The organism is Sphingomonas sp. (genome assembly GCF_035714405.1).
Classification (GTDB): Bacteria; Pseudomonadota; Alphaproteobacteria; order Sphingomonadales; family Sphingomonadaceae; genus Sphingomonas.
Genome location: NZ_DASTMA010000018.1, coordinates 305743 through 325807, shown reverse-complemented (window position 1 = coordinate 325807; position 20065 = coordinate 305743). Strand labels below are relative to the sequence as shown.

Annotated in this window: 23 protein-coding genes; 16 read left to right on the top strand and 7 right to left on the bottom strand. The window is 68.7% G+C overall.

Annotated features, from left to right (window positions below):
- Window positions 1-60 precede the first annotated feature (60 nt).
- From VFQ64_RS08480 to dapE, 8 genes are all read left to right on the top strand, one after another.
- Window positions 61-333: a hypothetical protein gene (locus VFQ64_RS08480; RefSeq protein ID WP_325102858.1), complete on the top strand. Its 273-nt coding sequence runs from the start codon at window positions 61-63 to the stop codon at window positions 331-333.
- An 86-nt stretch (window positions 334-419) separates the two neighbouring features.
- Window positions 420-554, top strand: coding sequence for a 50S ribosomal protein L34 (rpmH, locus tag VFQ64_RS08475; RefSeq protein WP_017978410.1), 135 nt, complete (start codon window positions 420-422; stop codon window positions 552-554).
- Between the two features lie 5 nt (window positions 555-559).
- Complete coding sequence (rnpA, locus tag VFQ64_RS08470; RefSeq protein WP_325103419.1) at window positions 560-883, top strand: ribonuclease P protein component; 324 nt, start codon at window positions 560-562, stop codon at window positions 881-883.
- 124 nt (window positions 884-1007) lie between these two features.
- Window positions 1008-1220 carry a membrane protein insertion efficiency factor YidD gene (yidD, locus tag VFQ64_RS08465; protein WP_325102857.1) on the top strand — a complete coding sequence of 71 codons (213 nt, stop codon included), beginning with the start codon at window positions 1008-1010 and terminating at the stop codon, window positions 1218-1220.
- 16 nt (window positions 1221-1236) lie between these two features.
- Window positions 1237-2928 (top strand): membrane protein insertase YidC, encoded by a 1692-nt coding sequence (gene yidC / locus VFQ64_RS08460; protein WP_325102856.1) that lies wholly within the window; start codon window positions 1237-1239, stop codon window positions 2926-2928.
- Window positions 2925-3572, top strand: coding sequence for a ribosome biogenesis GTP-binding protein YihA/YsxC (gene yihA, locus VFQ64_RS08455; protein ID WP_325102855.1), 648 nt, complete (start codon window positions 2925-2927; stop codon window positions 3570-3572). The genes yidC and yihA overlap by 4 nt, the downstream gene beginning before the upstream one ends.
- A gap of 33 nt (window positions 3573-3605) precedes the next feature.
- Window positions 3606-4274: a glutathione S-transferase family protein gene (locus tag VFQ64_RS08450; RefSeq protein ID WP_325102854.1), complete on the top strand. Its 669-nt coding sequence runs from the start codon at window positions 3606-3608 to the stop codon at window positions 4272-4274.
- Complete coding sequence (gene dapE / locus VFQ64_RS08445; RefSeq protein ID WP_325102853.1) at window positions 4235-5401, top strand: succinyl-diaminopimelate desuccinylase; 1167 nt, start codon at window positions 4235-4237, stop codon at window positions 5399-5401. The genes VFQ64_RS08450 and dapE overlap by 40 nt, the downstream gene beginning before the upstream one ends.
- Window positions 5402-5495: 94 nt before the next feature.
- On the opposite strand, the gene VFQ64_RS08440 is transcribed toward dapE, so the two are convergent.
- The 4 genes from VFQ64_RS08440 to VFQ64_RS08425 all read right to left on the bottom strand — a co-directional run bounded on the left by VFQ64_RS08440 (window position 5496) and on the right by VFQ64_RS08425 (window position 8310).
- The gene (locus tag VFQ64_RS08440) at window positions 5496-5669 is read right to left on the bottom strand and encodes a hypothetical protein (protein ID WP_325102852.1); all 174 of its coding nucleotides are present in this window, start codon (window positions 5667-5669) and stop codon (window positions 5496-5498) included.
- 121 nt (window positions 5670-5790) lie between these two features.
- Complete coding sequence (locus tag VFQ64_RS08435; RefSeq protein ID WP_414712881.1) at window positions 5791-6342, bottom strand: Smr/MutS family protein; 552 nt, start codon at window positions 6340-6342, stop codon at window positions 5791-5793.
- 31 nt (window positions 6343-6373) lie between these two features.
- A complete protein-coding gene (locus VFQ64_RS08430; protein WP_325102850.1) occupies window positions 6374-7660 on the bottom strand; it encodes a murein transglycosylase A in 1287 nt (428 codons plus the stop codon).
- On the bottom strand, window positions 7660-8310 hold the full coding sequence (locus VFQ64_RS08425; protein WP_325102849.1) for a Tim44/TimA family putative adaptor protein: 651 nt from the start codon (window positions 8308-8310) through the stop codon (window positions 7660-7662). Before VFQ64_RS08425 ends, VFQ64_RS08430 begins: the two co-directional genes overlap by 1 nt.
- Before the next feature lie 132 nt (window positions 8311-8442).
- Here VFQ64_RS08425 and secB point away from each other — a divergent pair, with 132 nt between their 5' ends.
- From secB to trpS, 3 genes are all read left to right on the top strand, one after another.
- On the top strand, window positions 8443-8946 hold the full coding sequence (gene secB, locus VFQ64_RS08420; RefSeq protein ID WP_325102848.1) for a protein-export chaperone SecB: 504 nt from the start codon (window positions 8443-8445) through the stop codon (window positions 8944-8946).
- A 139-nt stretch (window positions 8947-9085) separates the two neighbouring features.
- Entirely contained in the window at window positions 9086-10657 is a 1572-nt protein-coding gene (gene murJ / locus VFQ64_RS08415) for a murein biosynthesis integral membrane protein MurJ (protein WP_325102847.1), read from the top strand.
- Window positions 10658-10661: 4 nt separating this feature from the next.
- Window positions 10662-11666 carry a tryptophan--tRNA ligase gene (gene trpS, locus VFQ64_RS08410; protein WP_325102846.1) on the top strand — a complete coding sequence of 335 codons (1005 nt, stop codon included), beginning with the start codon at window positions 10662-10664 and terminating at the stop codon, window positions 11664-11666.
- 31 nt (window positions 11667-11697) lie between these two features.
- Here the strand turns inward: trpS and dnaA are convergent, their stop codons facing one another.
- The 3 genes from dnaA to mutM form a co-directional block, all read right to left on the bottom strand.
- Window positions 11698-13077, bottom strand: coding sequence for a chromosomal replication initiator protein DnaA (dnaA, locus tag VFQ64_RS08405; protein WP_325102845.1), 1380 nt, complete (start codon window positions 13075-13077; stop codon window positions 11698-11700).
- Between the two features lie 392 nt (window positions 13078-13469).
- Complete coding sequence (gene rpsT / locus VFQ64_RS08400; RefSeq protein ID WP_325102844.1) at window positions 13470-13733, bottom strand: 30S ribosomal protein S20; 264 nt, start codon at window positions 13731-13733, stop codon at window positions 13470-13472.
- A gap of 93 nt (window positions 13734-13826) precedes the next feature.
- Window positions 13827-14642 carry a bifunctional DNA-formamidopyrimidine glycosylase/DNA-(apurinic or apyrimidinic site) lyase gene (gene mutM / locus VFQ64_RS08395; protein WP_325102843.1) on the bottom strand — a complete coding sequence of 272 codons (816 nt, stop codon included), beginning with the start codon at window positions 14640-14642 and terminating at the stop codon, window positions 13827-13829.
- 65 nt (window positions 14643-14707) lie between these two features.
- On the opposite strand from mutM, the gene VFQ64_RS08390 reads away from it, so the two are divergent.
- The 5 genes from VFQ64_RS08390 to dut all read left to right on the top strand — a co-directional run bounded on the left by VFQ64_RS08390 (window position 14708) and on the right by dut (window position 19935).
- Complete coding sequence (locus VFQ64_RS08390) at window positions 14708-15439, top strand: class I SAM-dependent methyltransferase (protein WP_325102842.1); 732 nt, start codon at window positions 14708-14710, stop codon at window positions 15437-15439.
- 7 nt (window positions 15440-15446) lie between these two features.
- Window positions 15447-16982 carry a 2-polyprenylphenol 6-hydroxylase gene (gene ubiB / locus VFQ64_RS08385; protein ID WP_325102841.1) on the top strand — a complete coding sequence of 512 codons (1536 nt, stop codon included), beginning with the start codon at window positions 15447-15449 and terminating at the stop codon, window positions 16980-16982.
- A gap of 141 nt (window positions 16983-17123) precedes the next feature.
- Window positions 17124-18230: a hypothetical protein gene (locus VFQ64_RS08380; protein ID WP_325102840.1), complete on the top strand. Its 1107-nt coding sequence runs from the start codon at window positions 17124-17126 to the stop codon at window positions 18228-18230.
- Window positions 18227-19492, top strand: coding sequence for a bifunctional phosphopantothenoylcysteine decarboxylase/phosphopantothenate synthase (locus VFQ64_RS08375; RefSeq protein WP_325102839.1), 1266 nt, complete (start codon window positions 18227-18229; stop codon window positions 19490-19492). The genes VFQ64_RS08380 and VFQ64_RS08375 overlap by 4 nt, the downstream gene beginning before the upstream one ends.
- Window positions 19489-19935, top strand: coding sequence for a dUTP diphosphatase (gene dut / locus VFQ64_RS08370; protein ID WP_325102838.1), 447 nt, complete (start codon window positions 19489-19491; stop codon window positions 19933-19935). The genes VFQ64_RS08375 and dut overlap by 4 nt, the downstream gene beginning before the upstream one ends.
- Window positions 19936-20065 lie beyond the last annotated feature (130 nt).

Genomic DNA, 20065 nt, shown 5'->3' with positions numbered 1-20065 from the left:
CGGCGGAATGGGCAAGGAAGCGCCTTGCATCCATAATACACCGGTCCCAGATGCCGAGTGATGCCGCGTCTTCCCGCCTCCCGTCCGCTGCAACTGGTGCTCGCGGTCTTCCTGATTGTGCTGGCCCCGGTCGTCGGACTGCTGCCGGGGCCCGGCGGCGTGTTCGTGTTCGCGGGCGGCCTGGTGTTGCTGCTGCGCAACTCGCGCTGGGCGCGGCGGCACTTCGCCAAGGCGAAGCGGCGTTGGCCGCGGATCGGCGCGCTGGCGGACAAAGGGCTGCGGCGGGGCAGCGCGCAGCGGCGCCGGGCGGTCGAGCAGGAACGGTCGCGTTGACTTGGACCGCTCTTCGCCTTATGCGCGCACCCATTCAGGCCGTTCCTAGGGCGGCCTTTCTCTATTCTGACTATTGGGAATGACCGATGAAGCGGACCTTTCAGCCGAGCAACCTGGTGCGCGCACGCCGTCATGGCTTCCGCTCGCGCATGGCGACGGTCGGCGGCCGCGCGGTGATCCGGGCACGCCGCGCGCGCGGCCGCAAGAAGCTGTCGGCCTAAGCGTTATAACTCTCCGCCGCGATTTCCTTGCGGCGAATGGCGGCAGGCGGGCGCCGATGCCCGGGTTCGTGCTTCTGATGCGGCCGCGGAACGACGGCTCGCCCGCGATGCGGGTCGGCTACACCGTCACCAAGAAGATCGGCAACGCGGTCGTCCGCAACCGCATGAAGCGCCGCTTCCGCGCGCTAGCGGCGGAACTGCTGCCGACGAGCGGCGTACGCGGTGCCGACCATGTCCTGATCGGCCGCGCGGGCGGGGTGGAGCGCGAGTTCGCGCTGCTGCGGGCGGAGTTGGCCAAGGCGCTGCGCAAGGTGACTCCGTCATGCTGAACGCGTTTCAGCATCCATGCGCGACGGTTTTCACAACCAGCGTTGCCAAATGTCGAGGGCGTCGCGCCTGGACCCTGGAACGAGTTCAGGGTAACGTGGGCTTCTGGGCAGGTGTTGGCTCCCGATGCTGACCCGCCTTCTCATCCTCCTCGTCCGTGGCTGGCAGGTCGGCCCTTCCGCCATCCTGCCGCCGACCTGCCGGTTCCAGCCGAGTTGTTCCGCCTATGCAATCACAGCACTTCGCCGCTATGGCGCGATGAAGGGCGGGTGGCTGGCGGTGAAGCGGGTCGCGCGCTGCCATCCCTTCGGGTCGTTCGGCCCGGATCCCGTACCTTAGCCTGGGCATGCCATAAGTGACCGAAGACCGTCGCAACTTCATCCTGTTCGCGGTGATCGCGTTCGTGATCCTGATCGGATGGCAGCTCGTGGTCGATCGGTTGATCCCGCCGGCGACGCCGCCCAAGTCGGTAATCGTGGAAGGCCAGTCGAAGCCGGTCAGCAACCCCGCCGCCGACCCGACCGCCGACAGTCCCGCCGCGACCCGCTCGCGCGATCAGGTTCTGACCGCGTCGCGGGCTGAGCGGATCAGGATTGACACGCCCGCGCTGGCCGGCTCGATCAACCTGCGCGGCGCGAAGATCGACGATCTGGTGCTCAAGCGCCATAAGGAGTCGCTGAAGACGGACTCGCCGCCCATCCGCCTGCTCTCCCCGGCCGGTGCTCCGGAAGCCTATTTCGCGCAGCTCGGCTGGCGCGGTCTGCCGGCCGACACGGTGTGGCGGGCGAATTCGAACCTGCTCGCGCCGGGGCGGCCGGTGACGCTCGAAGCCGCCAACGCCACCGGCCAGCGCTTCCGCATCGAGCTGGCGGTGGACAGCGATTACCTGTTCACAATCAAGCAGACGGTGGCGAATGCCGGTGCCGCAGCGGTCGCGGTCGCACCTTATGGTCTCGTCAACCGGTCGGGCATCTCCAAGGACCCGGACTATTGGACCATGCATGCCGGGCCGATGTGGGTCGGCAACGGGGCGGCGCATTACGCTCCCGACTTCAGCGAGGTCGATGAAGCGCCGCAGAGCTTCCGCACCACCGGCGGGTGGCTCGGCTTCACCGACATGTACTGGCTGACCGCGCTGGTGCCCGACCAGGGCCAGGCGTTCGACGGCCAGTTCAGGGCCGGGCCGAACAAGACGTATCAGGCCGACTTCGCGCTCTCCGAGCGCGTGTTGCCGCCCGGTAAGGCGCTGACCACCACCAGCCGCCTGTTCGCGGGCGCCAAAGAGGTCGCGACGCTTGACCGTTACACCGAGGCCGGGGTTCCCAAGCTCGACTATGCGATCGACTGGGGCTGGTTCCAGGTCGTCGAGAAGCCGATCTTCTATTATCTCGACTGGCTGTTCCGGCTGGTCGGCAACTTCGGCGGCGCGATCATCCTGCTGACGATCACCATCCGCCTGCTGATGTTACCGATCGCGCAGAAGCAGTTCGCGTCGATGGCGGCGATGAAGGTCGTCCAGCCCAAGATGAAGGTGATCCAGGACCGCTACAAGGACGACAAGGAGAAGATGCAGCGCGAGGTGATGGCGCTGTACAAGGCCGAAGGGGTCAACCCGCTCGCCGGCTGCCTGCCGGTGATCCTCCAGATCCCGATCTTCTACGCGCTGTATAAGGTGCTGATGCTGACCATCGAGATGCGGCACCAGCCGTTCATCGGCTGGGTCAAGGACCTGTCCGCGCCCGATCCGCTGACCCCGATCAACCTGTTCGGCCTGCTTCCCTTCGATCCGCCGAGCTTCCTGCATCTGGGCGTGCTGGCGATCCTGCTCGGCGTCACCATGTGGCTGCAGTTCAAGCTCAGCCCGCCCGCGGGCGACCCGGCGACGCAGCAGGTGATGATGTTCATGCCGTGGCTGATGATGTTCATATTCGCGCCGCTCGCGGCGGGGCTGCAGCTCTATTATGTGATGTCGAACATCATCTCGATCGGCCAGCAGAAGCTGCTCTACATGCGCCACCCCGCGCTCAAGGACGCTCCGGCGACATGAGCGACGAGGCGGACCTGATCGAGCCCGCCCGCAAGCTGTTCGCGGGGCCGATCACGTTCCTGAAGTCGGCGCCGGCGCTGGTCCACCTGCCGGACGCCGACTATCCGGAGGTGGCGTTCGCGGGCCGGTCCAACGTCGGCAAGTCGTCGCTGCTGAACGCGCTCACCAACCGCAACGGCCTGGCGCGCACCTCCAACACCCCGGGGCGGACGCAGGAGCTCAACTTCTTCGATGTTGGCGGTGGTGGGGGCGAGCCGCCGACGCTGCGGCTGGTCGACATGCCCGGCTATGGCTACGCCAAGGCCCCGCCCGCCGTGGTTCGGCAGTGGCGGTTCCTGATCAATGACTATCTCCGGGGCCGGCAGGTGCTCAAGCGCACTTTGGTGCTGATCGACGCGCGCCACGGCATCAAGGAGGTCGACCGGGAGGTCATGGCGATGCTCGATCACGCCGCCGTCGGCTATCGCCTCGTCCTCACCAAGGCCGATAAGATCAAGGCAACCGACCTCGCGGCCGTCACCCAAGCCACGGCCGAGGAAGCGCGCAAGCGCCCCGCCGCGCACCCCGACATCATCGCCACCTCGAGCGAGGGCGGCCTCGGCATTCCCGAGCTGCGCGCGGCGGTGCTGGAGGCGATCGGCTAGACCGCTCCGGGCCGCGCCGCTAAGCCCGCGGTCATGAAGCTCATCATCGGCAACAAGGCCTATTCCTCCTGGTCCCTGCGCGGCTGGCTCGCCTGCAAGCAGTCCGGACTTCCCTTCGAAGAGGTCGTCGTGCCGATGTACGATGCCGACTGGGACCAGCGCCGCCAGGGCGACGAGTTCGCGCCGTCGGGTGGCAAGGTGCCGGTGCTGTGGGACGGCGACGACACGGTGGTGTGGGACAGCCTCGCGATCGTCGAGTATCTCGCCGACAAGGTGGGGCGCGAGAAGTTCTGGCCCGCCGACGACGGCGCGCGCGCGATGGCGCGGTCGATGGCGGCGGAGATGCATTCCAGCTTCGCGGCACTCCGCCGCAAGCATTCGATGAACGTCCGTCAGATCTTCGAGGCCAAGCGCCCCGACGAGGATGTGTTCGCCGACCTCGCCCGCATCATGCAGCTCTGGGCGCAGGCGCGCGCGCGATATGGCGGCGCGGGCGACTACCTGTTCGGCGAGTTCGGCGCGGCCGACATCATGTTCGCGCCCGTGGTGACGCGGCTGCTCACCTATCAGCTTCCCGTGCCTCGGTTTGCGTCGGGATATTGCGGGGCGATCATCCACCACAAGTGGATGCAGGAGTGGATCGCCGGGGCGCAGGAGGAGGAGTGGGTGATCGAACAGTACGAGCAGCCCGCGACGGCCTAGTGGACGCGCTGCCGCTCCTCCAGCAGCTGATCGCCTGCGACAGCGTCACGCCGGCACGGGGCGCGGTGTTCGACGTGCTGGAGGCGGCTCTGACCCCGCTGGGGTTCGAGGTCGATCGCTTCCTCTCCGGCGAGCCGGAGTCAGCAGGTTCGGGCGGCCCGGTCGAGAACCTGCTTGCGGTCCGTTCTGGCTCCGGGCCGCTTTTCGCCTTTGCCGGCCATGTCGACGTCGTGCCGCCGGGCGAGGGCTGGACCGGTTCACCCTGGTCGGGCGAGGTGCGCGGCGGCATGCTTTACGGGCGTGGCGCCTGTGACATGAAGGGCGCGGTGGCCGCCTTCGTCGCTGCCTGCGCCGCCGAGCCCCACGCCCATGTCGCGCTGATCATCACCGGCGACGAGGAAGGCCCGGCGCTCTACGGCACCCGCAAGCTGATCGAGCGCATGGCCGAACGCGGCATCCGCCCCGCCATGTGCCTGGTCGGCGAGCCAACGTCCGTGTCTCGGCTGGGTGACACGGTGAAGATCGGCCGGCGCGGCTCCGCCTATCTGTGGATCGACGTGCCGGGGCGGCAGGGCCACGTCGCCTACCCGCACCTCGCCGACAACCCGGTGCCCAAGCTGGTCCGCGCGATGGCCGCGATCGACGCGCTGGTCTTGGACGAGGGCACCGACTGGTTCCAGGCGTCGAACATCGAGTTCACCGACCTGGAGGTCGGCAATCCCACCGGAAACGTCATCCCCGGCCGCGCCAAAGGGCGACTGTCGGTTCGCTTCAACGACCTCCACCGCGGCCCCGCGCTGATTGAGCGCCTCTCCGCGATCGTCCTCAAACACGCGCCCGACGCGGAACTGACCCACCGCATCGCCGGCGAAGCTTTCCTGACCGAGCCCGGCGAGCTGTCGATCCTGCTCAGCGAAGCGGTGGAAGAAGTCACCGGCCGTCCGCCCGAACTCTCCACCAGCGGTGGCACCTCCGACGCGCGGTTCCTGGTGGCGGTCTGCCCGGTGATCGAGCTTGGGCTGATCAACGCGACCATGCACATGGTGGACGAGGCGATCGCGGTGGAGGATTTGCAGGCGCTGACGGCGATCTATGGGGCGGTGTTGCGGCGGGTGAAGGTCTGCTGATGGCAGACGAACTCGGTTCGTACGGCCGTTAGCGTTCCGGTCGCTTCTACCGGGAAATACGATCGAGTTCCTTGTCTCGTCCGCCGGACATCACCTATCCTGAGCGCGATCGGCCGAGGAACAACCCGGCGACTCCTCCTGCGGTGATGAATGGTAGCCACACGATCGACATGATCAGCACGAGGCCCCAATCGTCGCCTTTAACCTTACCCGAAACCAGCGCGCCGAGATGGAGGACCGAGAAGCCGGCGAGGACGGCTACCGCCAAGCTCCACCCGCTATTCCGGCCGCTGCGTCTTGCCTTGTATGATGTCAGCCCGGCTAGAACGGGGCTGAATACGATGAGGTAAGTCCACCACATGTATTCGGCTTAGCCTGCCCGAGTTAACTTAGCTCCCACGCCGCAGCACGATATACAACGCCCCAGCTCCGCCATGCCGCGAGTGCGCTCCCCTGACGGCCGAGATGCGGTCGGCGAAGCGGCTGGCGGCGAGCCAGTCGGCGACGGCGGCGCGGATCGCGCCGCGGGCGTGAGGGCGTTCGCTTTCCGGGCGGGGCGGCTTGCCGGTGACGAGCAGGAGCATGCGGTCGCCTCTCGCGAGGGCGCGTTCGAGGCCTTGATCTAGGAGGGTGTGGGCGGAAGCGAGCGTGTGACCGTGGAGGTCGAGCGTCGTGTCGGGCTGGGCGAGGCCGCGGGAGAGGCGGCGGTTCCAGGAGCCGTCGAGGGTGTTGTCGTGAGCTCTGGACGCAGCGGGTGACGGGCCCACCCGTTGGTGGGAGGGCGAACCTAAGCTCCCCTCCCGCTTGCGGGAGGGGTTGGGGGAGGGCTTGTCACCAACAGATCCGCCCGTGGACATCCCCTTCCCTAGCCCCTCCCGCAAGCGGGAGGGGGACTCTGCAAGTGGGAGGGGGATTGCGCGCAGCGGCCGGACGCTGGCCAACACCCGCGCCCAGGCCTGCGCCTCCTCGGCGTCAAGGCGTCGGTGCGGCACCCGCGCTGGCCCCCGACTGCAGTCGCGCGAGCGTGCCCACCGGCAGCAGCAGCCAGGCGGTGCCGCGCGCCGACATGCCGCCCGCGATCGCCTCCGCCGGTGCGCCCGCACCCCAGAAGGTGTCGAAGCGGTTGGCACCCTTGATCGCGCCGCCGGTGTCCTGCGCAACCCACAAAGACGACGCGTCCTGCCGGTCCATCGACAGGAACACCGGCGCGCCGAGCGGCGTGAATTTAGGATCCGCCGCGACGGTCACCCCGCCTGCGACCTCGTAGCCCATCGCGCCTAGCGCGCCGCCGGACAGCTCGCGAAAGAACACATAGGAACGGTTCTCGCGCATGATCGCGGCGCCCTCGGTCGGGTTGTCGTGCAGATATTTGACTAGCCCCTGCATCGACGCCTGACCGGGCGCGAGCAGCCCACGGTCGCGCATCAGCTTGCCGATGCCCGTATAATCGCGCCCGTTCTGCGTGTCGTAGCCGATCCGCATGATCCCGCCGTCGGGCAGTCGCAGATTGCCCGAGCCCTGGATCTGCAGGAAGAACAGCGCCACCGGGTCCGCCGCCCAGGCGAGCACCCGGGCTTTCCCGGTCAGCGCGCCCTGCTCGATCGCGGTACGGTCGTGATAGGGCACGAAGTTGCTGCCCTCGACCCGGCCCCTGATCTTGCGACCCTTCAGCTCGGCGGAGAACTGGCCGAGATCGACATCGACCAGATCGCTCGGCCGCGCATAGATCGGTACGTCATAACCCGACCGCCGGTCGCGCGAGGCGGCGATCTCCGGTACATAATAGCCGGTCGCGAACGCCTTGCCGTCACCGACCTGGACTGGCTCGAAATGCCGCTGGAAGAAGGGCAACGCCGCCCCGCCTGCGCGCGCCGCCTCACATGAGGGGCGCCAGTCTTCGCCGCGTGTCAGGCCAGATTGGTCAGCACGGCGCAGCAGGCCCGGACAGGACAGGAGGAAGGAGGCGCGCGCCGCCGTCGCCTGCGCCTCGGTGATCGGCAAGGACGTGATCGCCATCCCGGGCACCAGGCCGGCCGCAGCCGCCGTCGTCGCTCCGACGACCGCCACGGCGGGCATCGGCGCCAGCGGCATGGCGGGTACGACGCGCGCGACCGGGGCGGGCACGAGCCGGCCCGGAGCAGCCCTTGGCGGTTGATAGCTCGCGCGCTGCGGTGGCGGTGCGCCGACGCTCGGCGGCACCACCCGTCCACCGCAGGCGGCGAGCGTCAGCGCCAGCGCGGCGGCAACGAGGGCGCGCATCAGGCTTCGTCGGTGTCGGCGAGCTTCCAGTTCGGATCGCTGCTCTTCAGCGTCCGCGCGAAGGTCCAAACGTCGTGGGTCTCGACCGCGTCGGTCATCGTGCCGGCGATGACGTTGCCTTCGGCATCGCGCGTCACCGCGGCGATGTCGGCGTCGAAGCGGACGGTGATCCGGGCGTCACGGCCTTGAACGACGGTTTCGACGATCGTCGCGCCGTCGATCCGGACCAGCCGGTTCTCCAGCGTCTCGCCCGCCTCGCGCCGCGCGGCGATCGCGGCGGCGAAGGCATCGCGCACCTCGGCGGTGCAGAGCTCGTCCAGCGCCGCTTCGTCGCCGCGCCAATAGGCCTCCAGGATCATGCGGTACGCCGCCTGCGAGCCGTCGAGAAAGCGGGCGACGTCGAAGCTGGGCTCGCCGGCGATCACGGCGCGGACACCCTGCTCGGCACGCGGCTCGATCGGCTGCGGCCCGACCTGACGCGGCTCGGGCGTGCTCTCGACCGAGCGCGGCACCGTCAGAGGCAAGCCGCGATCCTCCGCCGCGCGCACCAGCGGGCGCTGTTCATGCCCCGTGCGCTTGCCGAGCACGCTGTACAGGCGCAGCGCCAGGAACGCCGCCACCATTGCCAGGACCACTATATAGACTGTCATGAAGATCACATAAGCGAAGCGCGCGCCGTTTCAAACCCGCGCCCGTTGAAAGGTGCCGCGGCCACTGCTAGCTGCCAGCGCTTTCCAGGCCGGGCCGCACCGCCTGCAGCACCCACGAAGGACATCCGATCCATGGCAGACGAAGGCTTCTCCCCCGACGGGCAGCCGCTTCCCAACGGCGCGGACACCGCGCCAACCGCCGGCATGATCTCGCAATATGTGAAAGACCTGTCGTTCGAGAACCCGAACGCGCCCGGCATCTTCCAGGCGCAGGAGCCGCCCGCGATCGACGTCCAGTTCAACATCGGCTCGGGCCAGGTCGGCGAGGACGTCCACGAGGTGACGCTCAAGATCGAGGCGCGTGCCGAGGTGGGCGGCCAGGTGGCCTTCATCGTCGACCTTTCCTATGCGGGCCTGTTCGGCTTCCGCAACGTGCCCGCCGACCAGGTCCAGCCCTTCCTGCTCGGCGAGGCTCCGCGCCTGCTGTTCCCGTTCGCGCGGCGCGTGCTGGCGGATTCGGTCCGCGATGGCGGCTTCCCGCCGCTGCTGCTCGAGCCGATCGACTTCGGGCAGCTCTATCTGCAACAGCAAGCCGCGCAGGACGAGGGACAGCAGGGCATCGTCGGACAGGCCTGACGCGCTTGCCATACTCCGTCATGCTGAACTCGTATCAGCATTCCTGCGCGACAGCTGACGACAGGCACGAGGTCGGATGTCTCGCATGGACCCTGAAACACGTTCAGGGTGACGGAATGCCGATGGCCATCGCTCGATCATGAATCTTACCCGCGCCCTGGGCTCGGTGGGAGGGCTCACGCTCGCCTCTCGCGTCCTCGGCCTCGTCCGCGATTCGCTGTTCGCGCGGTTCGTCGGCGCGGGCTTCGCGTCCGACGCCTTCCTGATCGCATTCCGCCTGCCCAACATGTTCCGCGCGCTGTTCGCGGAGGGCGCGTTCTCGGCAGTGTTCGTGCCGATGTTCAACCACAAGGTCGCGGCCAAGGACGGGCGCGGCCTGCCGGACGGCATCCGCTTCGCCGAGGACGCATTGTCCGTCCTGCTGCCGGTGCTGATCGTGCTGCTCGCGATCCTGGAGGTCGCCGCCTGGCCGCTCACCTGGGCGCTGTCGGGCGGGTTCAACGATCGCGGCGAGGCGGACTTCGCCTTCGCGGTGATGCTGTCGCGCTTCACGTTGCCCTATCTGCTGCTCATCAGCCTGGTGTCGCTGCTCGGCGGCATCCTCAATTCGCTGAACAAGTTCTGGGTCAACGCCGCCGCGCCGATCCTGCTGAACGCAACGCTGATCGCGGCGCTGCTGCTGTTCCATGACGCGAATCCGCTGCTCACTGCCCGCAATCAGGCGATCGCGGTCACCGTCTCCGGGGCGCTGCAGCTCGCCTGGCTGTGGTGGGCGTGTCGGCGCGCGGGCATCTCGCTCAAGCTCCGCCGGCCGCAGATCAGCCCCGACGTCAAGAAGCTGCTCAAGCTGATCTGGCCCGCCGCCGCGGGCTCGTCGGCGGTGCAGATCAACCTCGTCGTCTCGACCGCGCTCGCCGCGACGCTGCTGCCGGCCGGGTCGGTCAGCTACATCTACTTCGCCGACCGGCTGAACCAGCTGCCGCTCGGCCTGATCGGCATTGGCCTGGGCACCGTGCTGCTCCCCACCATCTCGCGCCAGCTGGGCGGCGGTGACGAGGCCGGCGCGATGGCGACGCAGAACCGCGGGCTCGAGCTGGCGCTGCTGCTGACGCTGCCGGCGACGGTGGCATTGATCGTGTGCGGGGTGCCGATCGTCGCCGCGCTGTTCCAGGGCGGCCGCTTTACCGCCTCCGACAGCCTGTTCACCGCCCAGGCGCTCGCCGCCTTTTCAATCGGGCTGCCGAGCTATATCCTGGTCAAGGTGCTGACGCCGGGCTTCTACGCGCGCTCCGACACCCGCACCCCGGTTCGGTTCGCGACGATCTCGATGCTGGTCAACCTGATCGGCAACCTCCTCCTGATCCCGACCATCGGCCATATCGGTCCGCCGCTGGCGACCGCGCTGGCGTCCACCGTCAACGTCGTGCTGCTCTATGCGGGCTTGCGCAAGCGCGGCCATTTCGCGCCTGACGCCCAGCTCAAGCGCCGCATCCCGCGCGCCGCGCTGGCGGCGCTGCTGATGGGGGCCGCGATGTGGTTCGGCAACGCGCTCTTCCAGCCTTATGTCACCGGCACCGCGGTCGAGCGGTGGGGCGCGATGCTGCTGCTGGTGACCAGCGGCGGCCTGATCTATGCGCTGGCCGTCCTCCTCACCGGTGCGTTCCGTCCGGCCGAGGTCCGCCAGCTCCTTCGCCGCTCTCCCAAGGCCTGACCCCATGATCGTCGTTTCGGGCATCCAGCCCACCGGCAACCTCCACCTCGGTAACTATCTGGGCGCGATCCGGCAGTGGGTGGCGATGCAGGACGCCATGCAGGCGGACGACACCTGCCTGTTCTTCCTCGCCGACCTCCACGCGCTGACCCAGCCGTTGGTGCCGGCGGAGCTCGCGGCGAACACGATCGAGATGGCGGCGACGCTGATCGCCTGCGGGGTCGATCCCGACCGTGCGATCCTGTTCAACCAGGCGCGCGTGCCCGAGCATAGCGAACTCGCCTGGCTGCTCGGCGGGACCGCGCGGGTCGGCTGGCTTAACCGCATGACGCAGTGGAAGGACAAGGCGGGCAAGAACCGCGAGGGTCAGTCGGTCGGGCTGTTCACCTATCCGGTGCTGCAGGCAGCCGACGTGCTGCTGTACCGCGCGACGCACGTCCCCGTCGGCGACGACCAGAAGCAGCATCTGGAGCTGGCGCGCGACATCGCGACCAAGTTCAACACCGACTTCGCCGTCGAGCTGTTCCCGCAGCCGGAGCCCTATATCTCGCCCGCCGCGCCACGCATCATGAGCTTGCGTGACGGCGCGGCGAAGATGTCGAAGTCCGATCCTTCGGATGCCAGCCGCATCAACCTGATCGACGACGACGACACGATCGCTCAGAAGCTGCGCCGCGCGAAGACCGATCCGGAGCCGCTGCCCGACGATCCCGCGGCGCTCGCGGGCCGGCCCGAGGCGCAGAACCTGGTCACTATCTACGCGGCACTGGCCCGCCAGACGGGCGAGCAGGTGCTGGCGACGTTCGCGGGCAAGGGCTTCGGCCAGTTCAAGCCGGCGCTGGCCGATCTCGCGGTGGCAGAGCTGTCGCCGATCCGCGCCCGACTGACGCAGCTGCTGGGTGACCGGGCAGAGGTCGGCGCGCTGCTCGCACAGGGGGCGGCACGGGCGCGGACGTTGGCTGCGCCGACGCTGCTGGCGGCACAGCGCGCGAGCGGATTGCAGATCTAGCTGTCCTCGTCGGGTTTACCCCGCTCGGGCCTTAGCCTTCCAGCTCGCGCAGCAATACGCGCACCGCATTGTCGATCTCGCGGTCGGAGTCGCGGAGCTGTTCGACCTTGCGCACCGCGTGGATGACAGTGGAATGGTCGCGGCCGCCGAACTTGCGGCCGATCTCCGGCAGCGAGCGGGTCGTGAGGCGCTTCGCCAGATACATGGCGATCTGCCGCGGCCGGGCGACAGCGCGTGCACGGCGGGCGGAGACGAGGTCGAGCGGCTTGAGCTCGAAATGCTGGGAGACCAGCTTCTGGATCTCGTCGATCGTCACCCGCCGCTGCGAGCCGCGCAGCGAGTCGCCCAGCGTCGCCACCGCAAAGTCGAGGTCGATCGCCTCGCCGGTGAGCTGCGCATAGGCGGCGATGCGGTTGAGCGCCCCCTCCAGCTCGCGGATCGAGCCGGTGATCCGGCCGGCTAGCAGGTCGAGCACGTCCAGCGGCACCTCCGCCTGCACGTCGCCGAGCTTGCGATCGAGGATCGCGCGGCGCAGCGCCAGGTCCGGCGCCTTGATGTCGGCGATCAGCCCGACGCCCAGCCGCGACAGGATACGCGGATCGACGCCATCGAGCGCCTGCGGGCAGCGATCGGCGGAGATCACCAGGCGCTTCCCCGCCCCCATGATCTCGTTGATCGTGTGGAAGAACTCCTCCTGCGTCGAATCCTTGCCGGCGATGAACTGCAGGTCGTCGATCATCAGCAGGTCGGCGGCGCGCAGCCGCGCCTTGAATGCGAAGGTGTCGCGCGACCGCAGCGCCGACACGAAATCGAACATGAAGCGCTCGGCCGACATGAACAGCACGCTGGCGTCGGGCTGTTCCTCCAGGAACGCGTGCCCGATCGCGTGCATCAGGTGGGTCTTGCCGAGACCGGTGCTCGAATGGATGAACAGCGGCGAGAAGCGGGGTGTGCCGGGCTCGGCCAGCGCGCGCGCGGCGTTGAGCGCGACGCGATTGGACGGCGCTGCAACGAACCGCTCGAAGCACAACCGCTCGTCGAGTTGCGGGCGGGGCAATGGCGGCTGCACCGGCACGGCCACGGCCGGCTCCGCGGTCAGAACGATCGGCTGCGCGCCCGGCAGGCGGGTTTCGATGCTGACGCTTCGCACGCTGGGGACCATGGCGCGGAATTCGAGCAGCAGCCGGTCGGCATAATGGCCGCGCACCCAATCGGCCATGAACTGCGACGGCAGCGCCAACCGAACCGAGTCGGTATCGTCATCGGCGACCAACTCCACGGGCTTGAGCCACTGGTCGAACAGCCGGGCCCCTGCCGATTCACGCAAGTTGGTGCGAATGCGCTGCCAGGCTCGTTCCAAGTCGCTTCCCGACCCCATTCGCTGCCCGTGAGTCACGCACACGTCTCCCATGCCCGCGCGCTACATCCGCGCGGACGGCTGTTGTTCTGCTGACGATAGTCCTCCGCGACCCCCCGGCCGTTCGGTTACTCGCCCCGATGCTGTATGCCACCGGGTCGGATTCGCCCCGGCGGAAGAGGTTTATGCGGGGGTAGCGATGAGTCGGGCAAGCCCCGCCGCTGTCACTTTTCCGAAATAAAGCCGTTGACAGCATGTCAGCCACGCAAATGCGTGTAACTATCTTCTAAGTGTTTGGGTTAGCGCAATTTAGCTCCGTATTTGCGGGGCGACCGAGCGCGAATCGCGGCAAGTCCTGCCTTTCCCTTTACGTTCCGAAGCGGACAGCAAAAAGCCCGCCGGACCGGGGTCCGACGGGCCTCTATACTGCCGTGCGGAAGGCTCGATCAGGCGAGCGCCGAGACCGCCTTGGTCAGCCGCGCGAACTTGCGGCTCGCGGTGTTCTTGTGCAGCACACCCTTAGCGACGCCACGCGCCAGCTCCGGCTGCGCCGCCTGCAGCGCGGTCGCGGCCGTCGTCTTGTCGCCAGCCTCGAGTGCGGCTTCGACCTTCTTGATGAAGGTGCGGATGCGGCCGACGCGGTTGCCGTTGACCACGGCACGCGCCTGGTTGCGACGGATACGCTTCTTGGCTTGCGGCGTGTTCGCCATTCGACTGAAACCTCTTGATCCAAATGGAAACGGAGCGCGGAAGCAGCTTCCACGCTCACGTTGCCCGCGCCGTACCCAAACCCTCCCGTCAGGTCAACCGCGCTGGCATGCCGGGCACCAGAAGGTGGAGCGCCCGGCTTCCACCCGGCGCCGCACGACGCCGCCACAGGCGCACGGCTCGCCTTCGCGGCCATAGACCCGGAACTGCTTGGAGAAATAGCCGAGCGCGCCGTCGGGATGCGCAAAGTCGCGCAAGGATGAACCTCCCGCCGCGATCGCATCCCGCAGCACCGCCTTGATGGCGTCGGCGAGCCGCTCGAGGCGGGGCAGCGCGATACGACCCGCCGCGCGGGTCGGCGCGATGCGGGCGCGATGCAGCGCCTCGCAGACATAGATGTTGCCCAGCCCCGCCACGATCCGCTGGTCGAGCAGCATCGCCTTGATCGGCGCGGTACGCCCGTTCAGCGCGGCGAGCAGATAGGCGCCCGTCAGCGTCGGCCCGAGCGGTTCCGGCCCCATGGCGGCAAAGGGTGGGTAGGCATCGAGCTCAGCCGTCGGCAGCAGATCGAGGAAGCCGAATCGCCTTGGATCGTTGAGCGCCAGGCGGCGGCCGGCGTCCGTCTCGAGCAGCAGATGGTCGTGCGGCTCGACCTTCGTCGGGTCCACCCGCCACCGCCCCGACATTCCAAGGTGAAAGATCAACGTATCGCCGCGCGCGGTTCCGATCAGCCCGTATTTTGCGCGCCGCGCCAATGCCGTAACGGTGGCGCCAGTCAGCCGCTGGCGCAGGTCAACCGGAATCGCCTTGCGCAGATCGGCGCGGCGCGGCTCGACCGACGTCAGGCGCTGGTGGAGAAGCACCGGGGTCAGCCCGCGCATGGTAGTCTCGACTTCGGGCAGTTCGGGCATCTGCATCACATAAGCGCCGAACCCGCCTTTGCCACCGCCCGCGCGCGCCTCTACAGGCTCAGAGCATGACCGAGACCGTCTCCTTCGGCTACGAAGACGTGGCCCCCGACGAGAAGACCCGCCGGGTCGGCGGCGTTTTCTCGTCGGTCGCCAGCCGCTACGACCTGATGAACGACGCGATGTCGGGCGGCATGCACCGGCTGTGGAAGGATCGCTTCGTCCGCAGGGTGAAGCCCCGCGCCGGGGAGCAAATCCTCGACATGGCTGGCGGCACCGGCGACATCGCGTTCCGGCTCGCGGCCGGCGGCGCGGGGGTTACCGTGGCCGACATCAATCCTGAGATGCTGGCGGTCGGCATGGAACGCGCCCGCAAACGGAACGTGGAGGGCCTGATCTGGACGGAGGCGAACGCGGAGACGCTGCGCTTCGCCGACCGGAGTCTCGACGCCTACACGATCGCCTTCGGCATCCGGAACGTGACAGACATCCCGGCGGCGCTCCGCGAGGCGCATCGCGTCCTGAAGCGTGGCGGCAGGTTCTTCTGCCTCGAATTCTCGACCACGGTATGGCCCGGCTTCGCGGAGGTGTACGACGCCTATTCGCACCGTGTCGTGCCCCAGCTCGGAAAGGCGCTGGCGGGCGACCCGGACAGCTACCGCTACCTGATCGAATCGATCCGCCGCTTTCCCGACATGCCTGCGTTCGAGGCGATGATCCGGGCCGCCGGCTTCGCCCAGACGCGGGTGGAGCCGATCGCGGGTGGACTGGTCGCGATCCATTCGGGCTGGAAGATCTGACGGATCCGTGACCTCCTCCTCAACCCATATCTGGCGGCTCCTGAAATGGGGTCGCATCCTCGCCCGGCACGGTGCGCTGCGCGGGATCGAGCGCGACCCGAACACCCCTGCCCCGGTCCGCCGCCTGGTCCGCCTCGCCCGCCTCGGTACGCGCCAGCCCACGCAGCCGCGTTATGCCGATGCGTTCCAGGCGATCGGCCCCGCCGCCATCAAGCTCGGTCAGACGCTCGCCACCCGACCCGATCTGGTCGGCGACGTGGCCGCACAGGATCTGCTGCGTCTCCAGGACCAATTGCCCGCCGTCCCCTTCGCCGTCATCCGCCGAGCGATCGAGGCGAGCCTCGGCCGGCCACTGGAGGTGCTGTTCGCCTCAATCGACGAGGAGCCGGTCGGCGCCGCCTCGATCGCGCAGGTCCATCGCGCGGTGACACCCGACGGCCGCATCGTCGCGGTCAAGGTGCTGCGTCCGGGCGTCGAGGAGGACTTCGCCCGCGCCATCGATACCTATCAATGGGCGGCCGCGCAGCTCGAGGGGATGAGCACCGAGGCGCGGCGCCTGCGTCCGCGGTTGACGATCGAGACGTTCAAGCGCTGGACCGCGCGCGAGCTCAATTTCATGCGCGAGGCGGCGTCGGCGAGCGAGCTGGCGGAGGCGATGACCGCCGAACCCGACTTCGTCATCCCGGGCATCGACTGGCAGCGATCGAGCGCCAAGGTGCTGACGATCGAATGGATCGACGGGGTCAAGCTCAACGATCGCGCCGCGCTGACCGCCGCCGGGTACGACACGGCCCGGCTCGCGCGCATCCTGATCGACGGCTTCCTGCGCCAGGCGATCGCCGAAGGCTTCTTTCACGCCGACCTGCACCAGGGCAATCTGTTCGCGCTACCGGGCAACCGCATCGCCGCGATCGACTTCGGCATCATGGGCCGGATCGACCGGCGTGCGCGGATGTGGCTGGCCGAGATCCTCTACGGCCTGATCACCGGCAACTACCGCCGGGTCGCCGAAATTCATTTCGAGGCGGGCTATGTGCCGTCGCACCACAGCGTCGAGGAGTTCGCCACCGCGCTGCGCGCCGTCGGCGAGCCGATGCGTGGGCTGCCGGTCAAGGACATGTCGATCGGCAACATGCTCGACGGACTGTTCTCGATCACCCGCGACTTCGACATGGTGACGCAGCCGCACCTGCTGCTGCTCCAGAAGACGATGGTGATGGTGGAGGGCGTCGCGACCGCGCTCGATCCCGACATCAACCTGTGGGAGACCGCGGCGCCGTTCGTGCGCGAGTGGATCCGCACGGAGCTGGGACCGGAGGCGGCGGTGGCGGACCGGCTGATCCTCGACCTGCGCACGCTGATCGGCCTGCCCGACCTCGTCCGCCGCATCGAGGCGCGCTACCCGGCGCCGGGCGGCGAACCCCCGGCCCCGCCGCTGGCGCAGATCGAGCTGGTGCGGTTCGGCGGCGGCTGGCGCTACGCGGTGACGGCGGTGCTGAGCGCGGTGGCGGCCGTGGTGGCGACGGTGGCGGCGCTGCGGTGAGCGGATTGAGCGCAATGGGCCTCTTCCGCGGCGAAGGCCGGGGCCCAGCCGCAATCCGTTCACAGGAGAGCGTGTCGCGCTTCTTCGAGCAGCCCGCAACTGGGCCCCGGCCTTCGCCGGGGAAGATTTGAAGGTCAGGTGATGCGCCGCCCCCTGCCCCCCCTTTGGCTGGCCCAGCCTTCACGCTACGCCGGCCTCTCGCCCTACGCCGCTCGTGTCACGCTTGCTGTCCTCGCAGCGGTCGTTCTACTCAGCTTCACCGCGCTCTCGAGCGCCGACCCGACCGCAGGCGGCCCGGCGCCGGGCGAAGGCGGCGACCTGCAGCTCTATGGCGGCATCGTCGAGGCGCTGCGCCATGGCGGCGGCTATTATGCGGTGGCCGCCGACGCGCTCAGGACCAACGACTATCCCTTGCGCCCGTTCGTCACCTTTCGGCTGCCGACCCTCGCTGTGATCCTCGCGGCGCTCCCGCAATGGGCGATCGGTGCGCTCCTGTACCTCCTGGCGGGCGCGGCGACGCTCGCCTGGTATGAACGCTTCAAGCTCGGCCTCGGCCGCCCTGCGGCAAGGCTCGGCGCAACCCTGCTCCTCCTCGGTGGCTCGATCGCATGCTGGCAGACCGATCTAGTGCCCTTTCACGAGGTCTGGGCGGGCCTGCTGATCGCGCTTTCGCTTGCGCGTTATCGTGCTGATCGCTGGCTGGAGGCGGTCGGCTGGGGCGTTGCCGCCACGCTGATCCGCGAGACCGCCGCGCTGTACCTGCTGGTCATGCTGGCGCTCGCCTGGCGCGACGGCGCGCGGCGGGAGGCGCTGGGCTGGACCGCTGCCATAGGCGCGGTGGCTGTGGTGGTCGCAACCCACGCCTGGGCGGTGGCGCAAGTGGTGGGTCCGCTCGACCCGGCCTCGCCCGGCTGGTCGGGGCTGCTGGGACCCGGCTTCGTGGTGCGCACCTGGCAGGCATCCACCGCGCTGGTGCTGTTTCCGTTGATCCTGGCCGCGCCGCTGGTCGCGCTGACGATCGCCGGATGGACCGCTTGGCGCGACCCGACGGCTACCCGCGTCGCCGTGACGCTCGCCTCCTATGCCCTGCTGCTCGCCACCGCCGGCCGGCTCGACACCTTCTACTGGGGCCTGCTGACCGCGCCGGTGCTGCTGGTCGGCCTCGCTTTCGTCCCCGACTTGCTGCGAGACCTCACCGCCGCCGCGCTCGACAGGCGGCGGATCGTCGTGCGACGGATCACCTCGTGAAGCGCATCCTCCTCATCGTCGGCGGCGGCATCGCAGCGTACAAGGCGTGCGAGCTGATCCGCCTGCTGCGCAAGGCCGGTCATGCGGTGCGGTGTGTGTTGACGGAGGGCGGCAGCCACTTCGTCACGCCGATGACGCTCGCGGCACTGTCCGAGGATCAGGTCTATACCAGCCTATGGGATCTGAAGGACGAGGCGGAGATGGGTCATATTCAGCTCAGCCGCGAGGCCGACCTGCTCGTCGTAGCGCCTGCCACCGCCGATCTGATCGCCAGCATGGCGGCGGGCCGTGCGCACGACCTCGCCACCACAGTCCTGCTCGCGACCGACAAGCCGGTGCTGGTGACGCCGGCGATGAACGTGCGGATGTGGGAACATCCGGCGACACAGCGCAACGTTGCGCAATTACGCGCCGACGGGCTGACGGTGCTGGAGCCCGAGGAAGGTGCCATGGCATGCGGCGAGTACGGCCCAGGCCGCCTGCCCGAGCCGGCCGCGATCGCCGCTGCGATCCAGGATGCGCTCCTCCCCTCCCGGTCGCGGGGAGGTACCGCCGATCTCCCCTCCCGCTTGCGAGAGGGGTCGGGGGAGGGCTTGTCCCATCTCTCCACAATCCCACCCGCAAGCGGGAGGGGAGCTCTCGCCGGCAAGCACGTTCTCGTTACGGCCGGGCCGACGCATGAGCCGATCGACCCGGTCCGCTACATCGCCAACCGATCCTCCGGCCGACAGGGGTTCGCCATCGCCGCCGCCGCCGCACAGGCGGGCGCGCGGGTCACCCTGGTGGCAGGACCGGTCGCTCTACCCACCCCCGCCGGCGTCGCTCGGGTCGACGTGGAAACTGCGGTCGACATGTCTGCCGCTGTCGACGCGGCGCTGCCCGCCGACGTCGCGATCATGGTCGCCGCCGTCGCCGACTGGCGGGTCGAGGCGGCGGGACAGAAGGTGAAAAAGGGCGAGGGACTCCCCGCTCTCACCCTGGTCGAGAACCCCGACATCCTGGCCACGCTCGCACGCTCGCCGCAGCGCCCCGCTTTGCTGATCGGCTTCGCCGCCGAAACTGAGCAGGTCGTCGAACATGCGGTCACCAAGCGCGCGCGCAAGGGCTGCGACTGGCTGGTCGCCAACGACGTGTCGACCGACGTGTTCGGCAGCGACGGCAACAGCGTCCACCTGGTTACCGCAGGCGGCATCGAAAGCTGGGATCGGCTGCCCAAGGTTGAAGTGGCGCGGCGGCTGATCGAGCGGATCGCAAACGCATGATCGAGATCCGGCTGAAGCGCCTGCCGCACGGCGAAGGTCTCCCTGCCCCCGCCTATGCCACCGCCGGCGCGGCAGGGATGGACGTGGTCTCGGCCGAGGAACTCGTCCTGCCGCCCGGCGCGCGTCATGCCGTCGCGACCGGCTTCGCGCTCGCCATTCCCGAAGGTTATGAAGTGCAGGTCCGGCCCCGGTCCGGGCTTGCGTTGAAGAACGGGGTGACCTGCCTCAACACGCCCGGCACGATCGACAGCGACTATCGCGGCGAGGTGAAGGTAATCCTCGCCAATCTCGGCGCCGACCCGTTCCCGATCCGTCGCGGCGACCGCATCGCCCAGTTGGTGCCGGCGCCGGTGCTGCGGGCGACGCTGGTGGCGGTGGATGAGCTGGACGACACGGCGCGCGGTAGTGGTGGATTCGGTTCGACCGGAACGTCCAGCCTTTGATGTGGCCAACTTCCCCTCCCCGGCGGAAGCCGGGGCCCAGTCGGCCGCGCCGGAAACAAGCGCTGCGCTGGGTCGGAAATGCCGCATCTGGGCCCCGACTTCCACCATGGAGGCGTAACGAGGCGAGGGC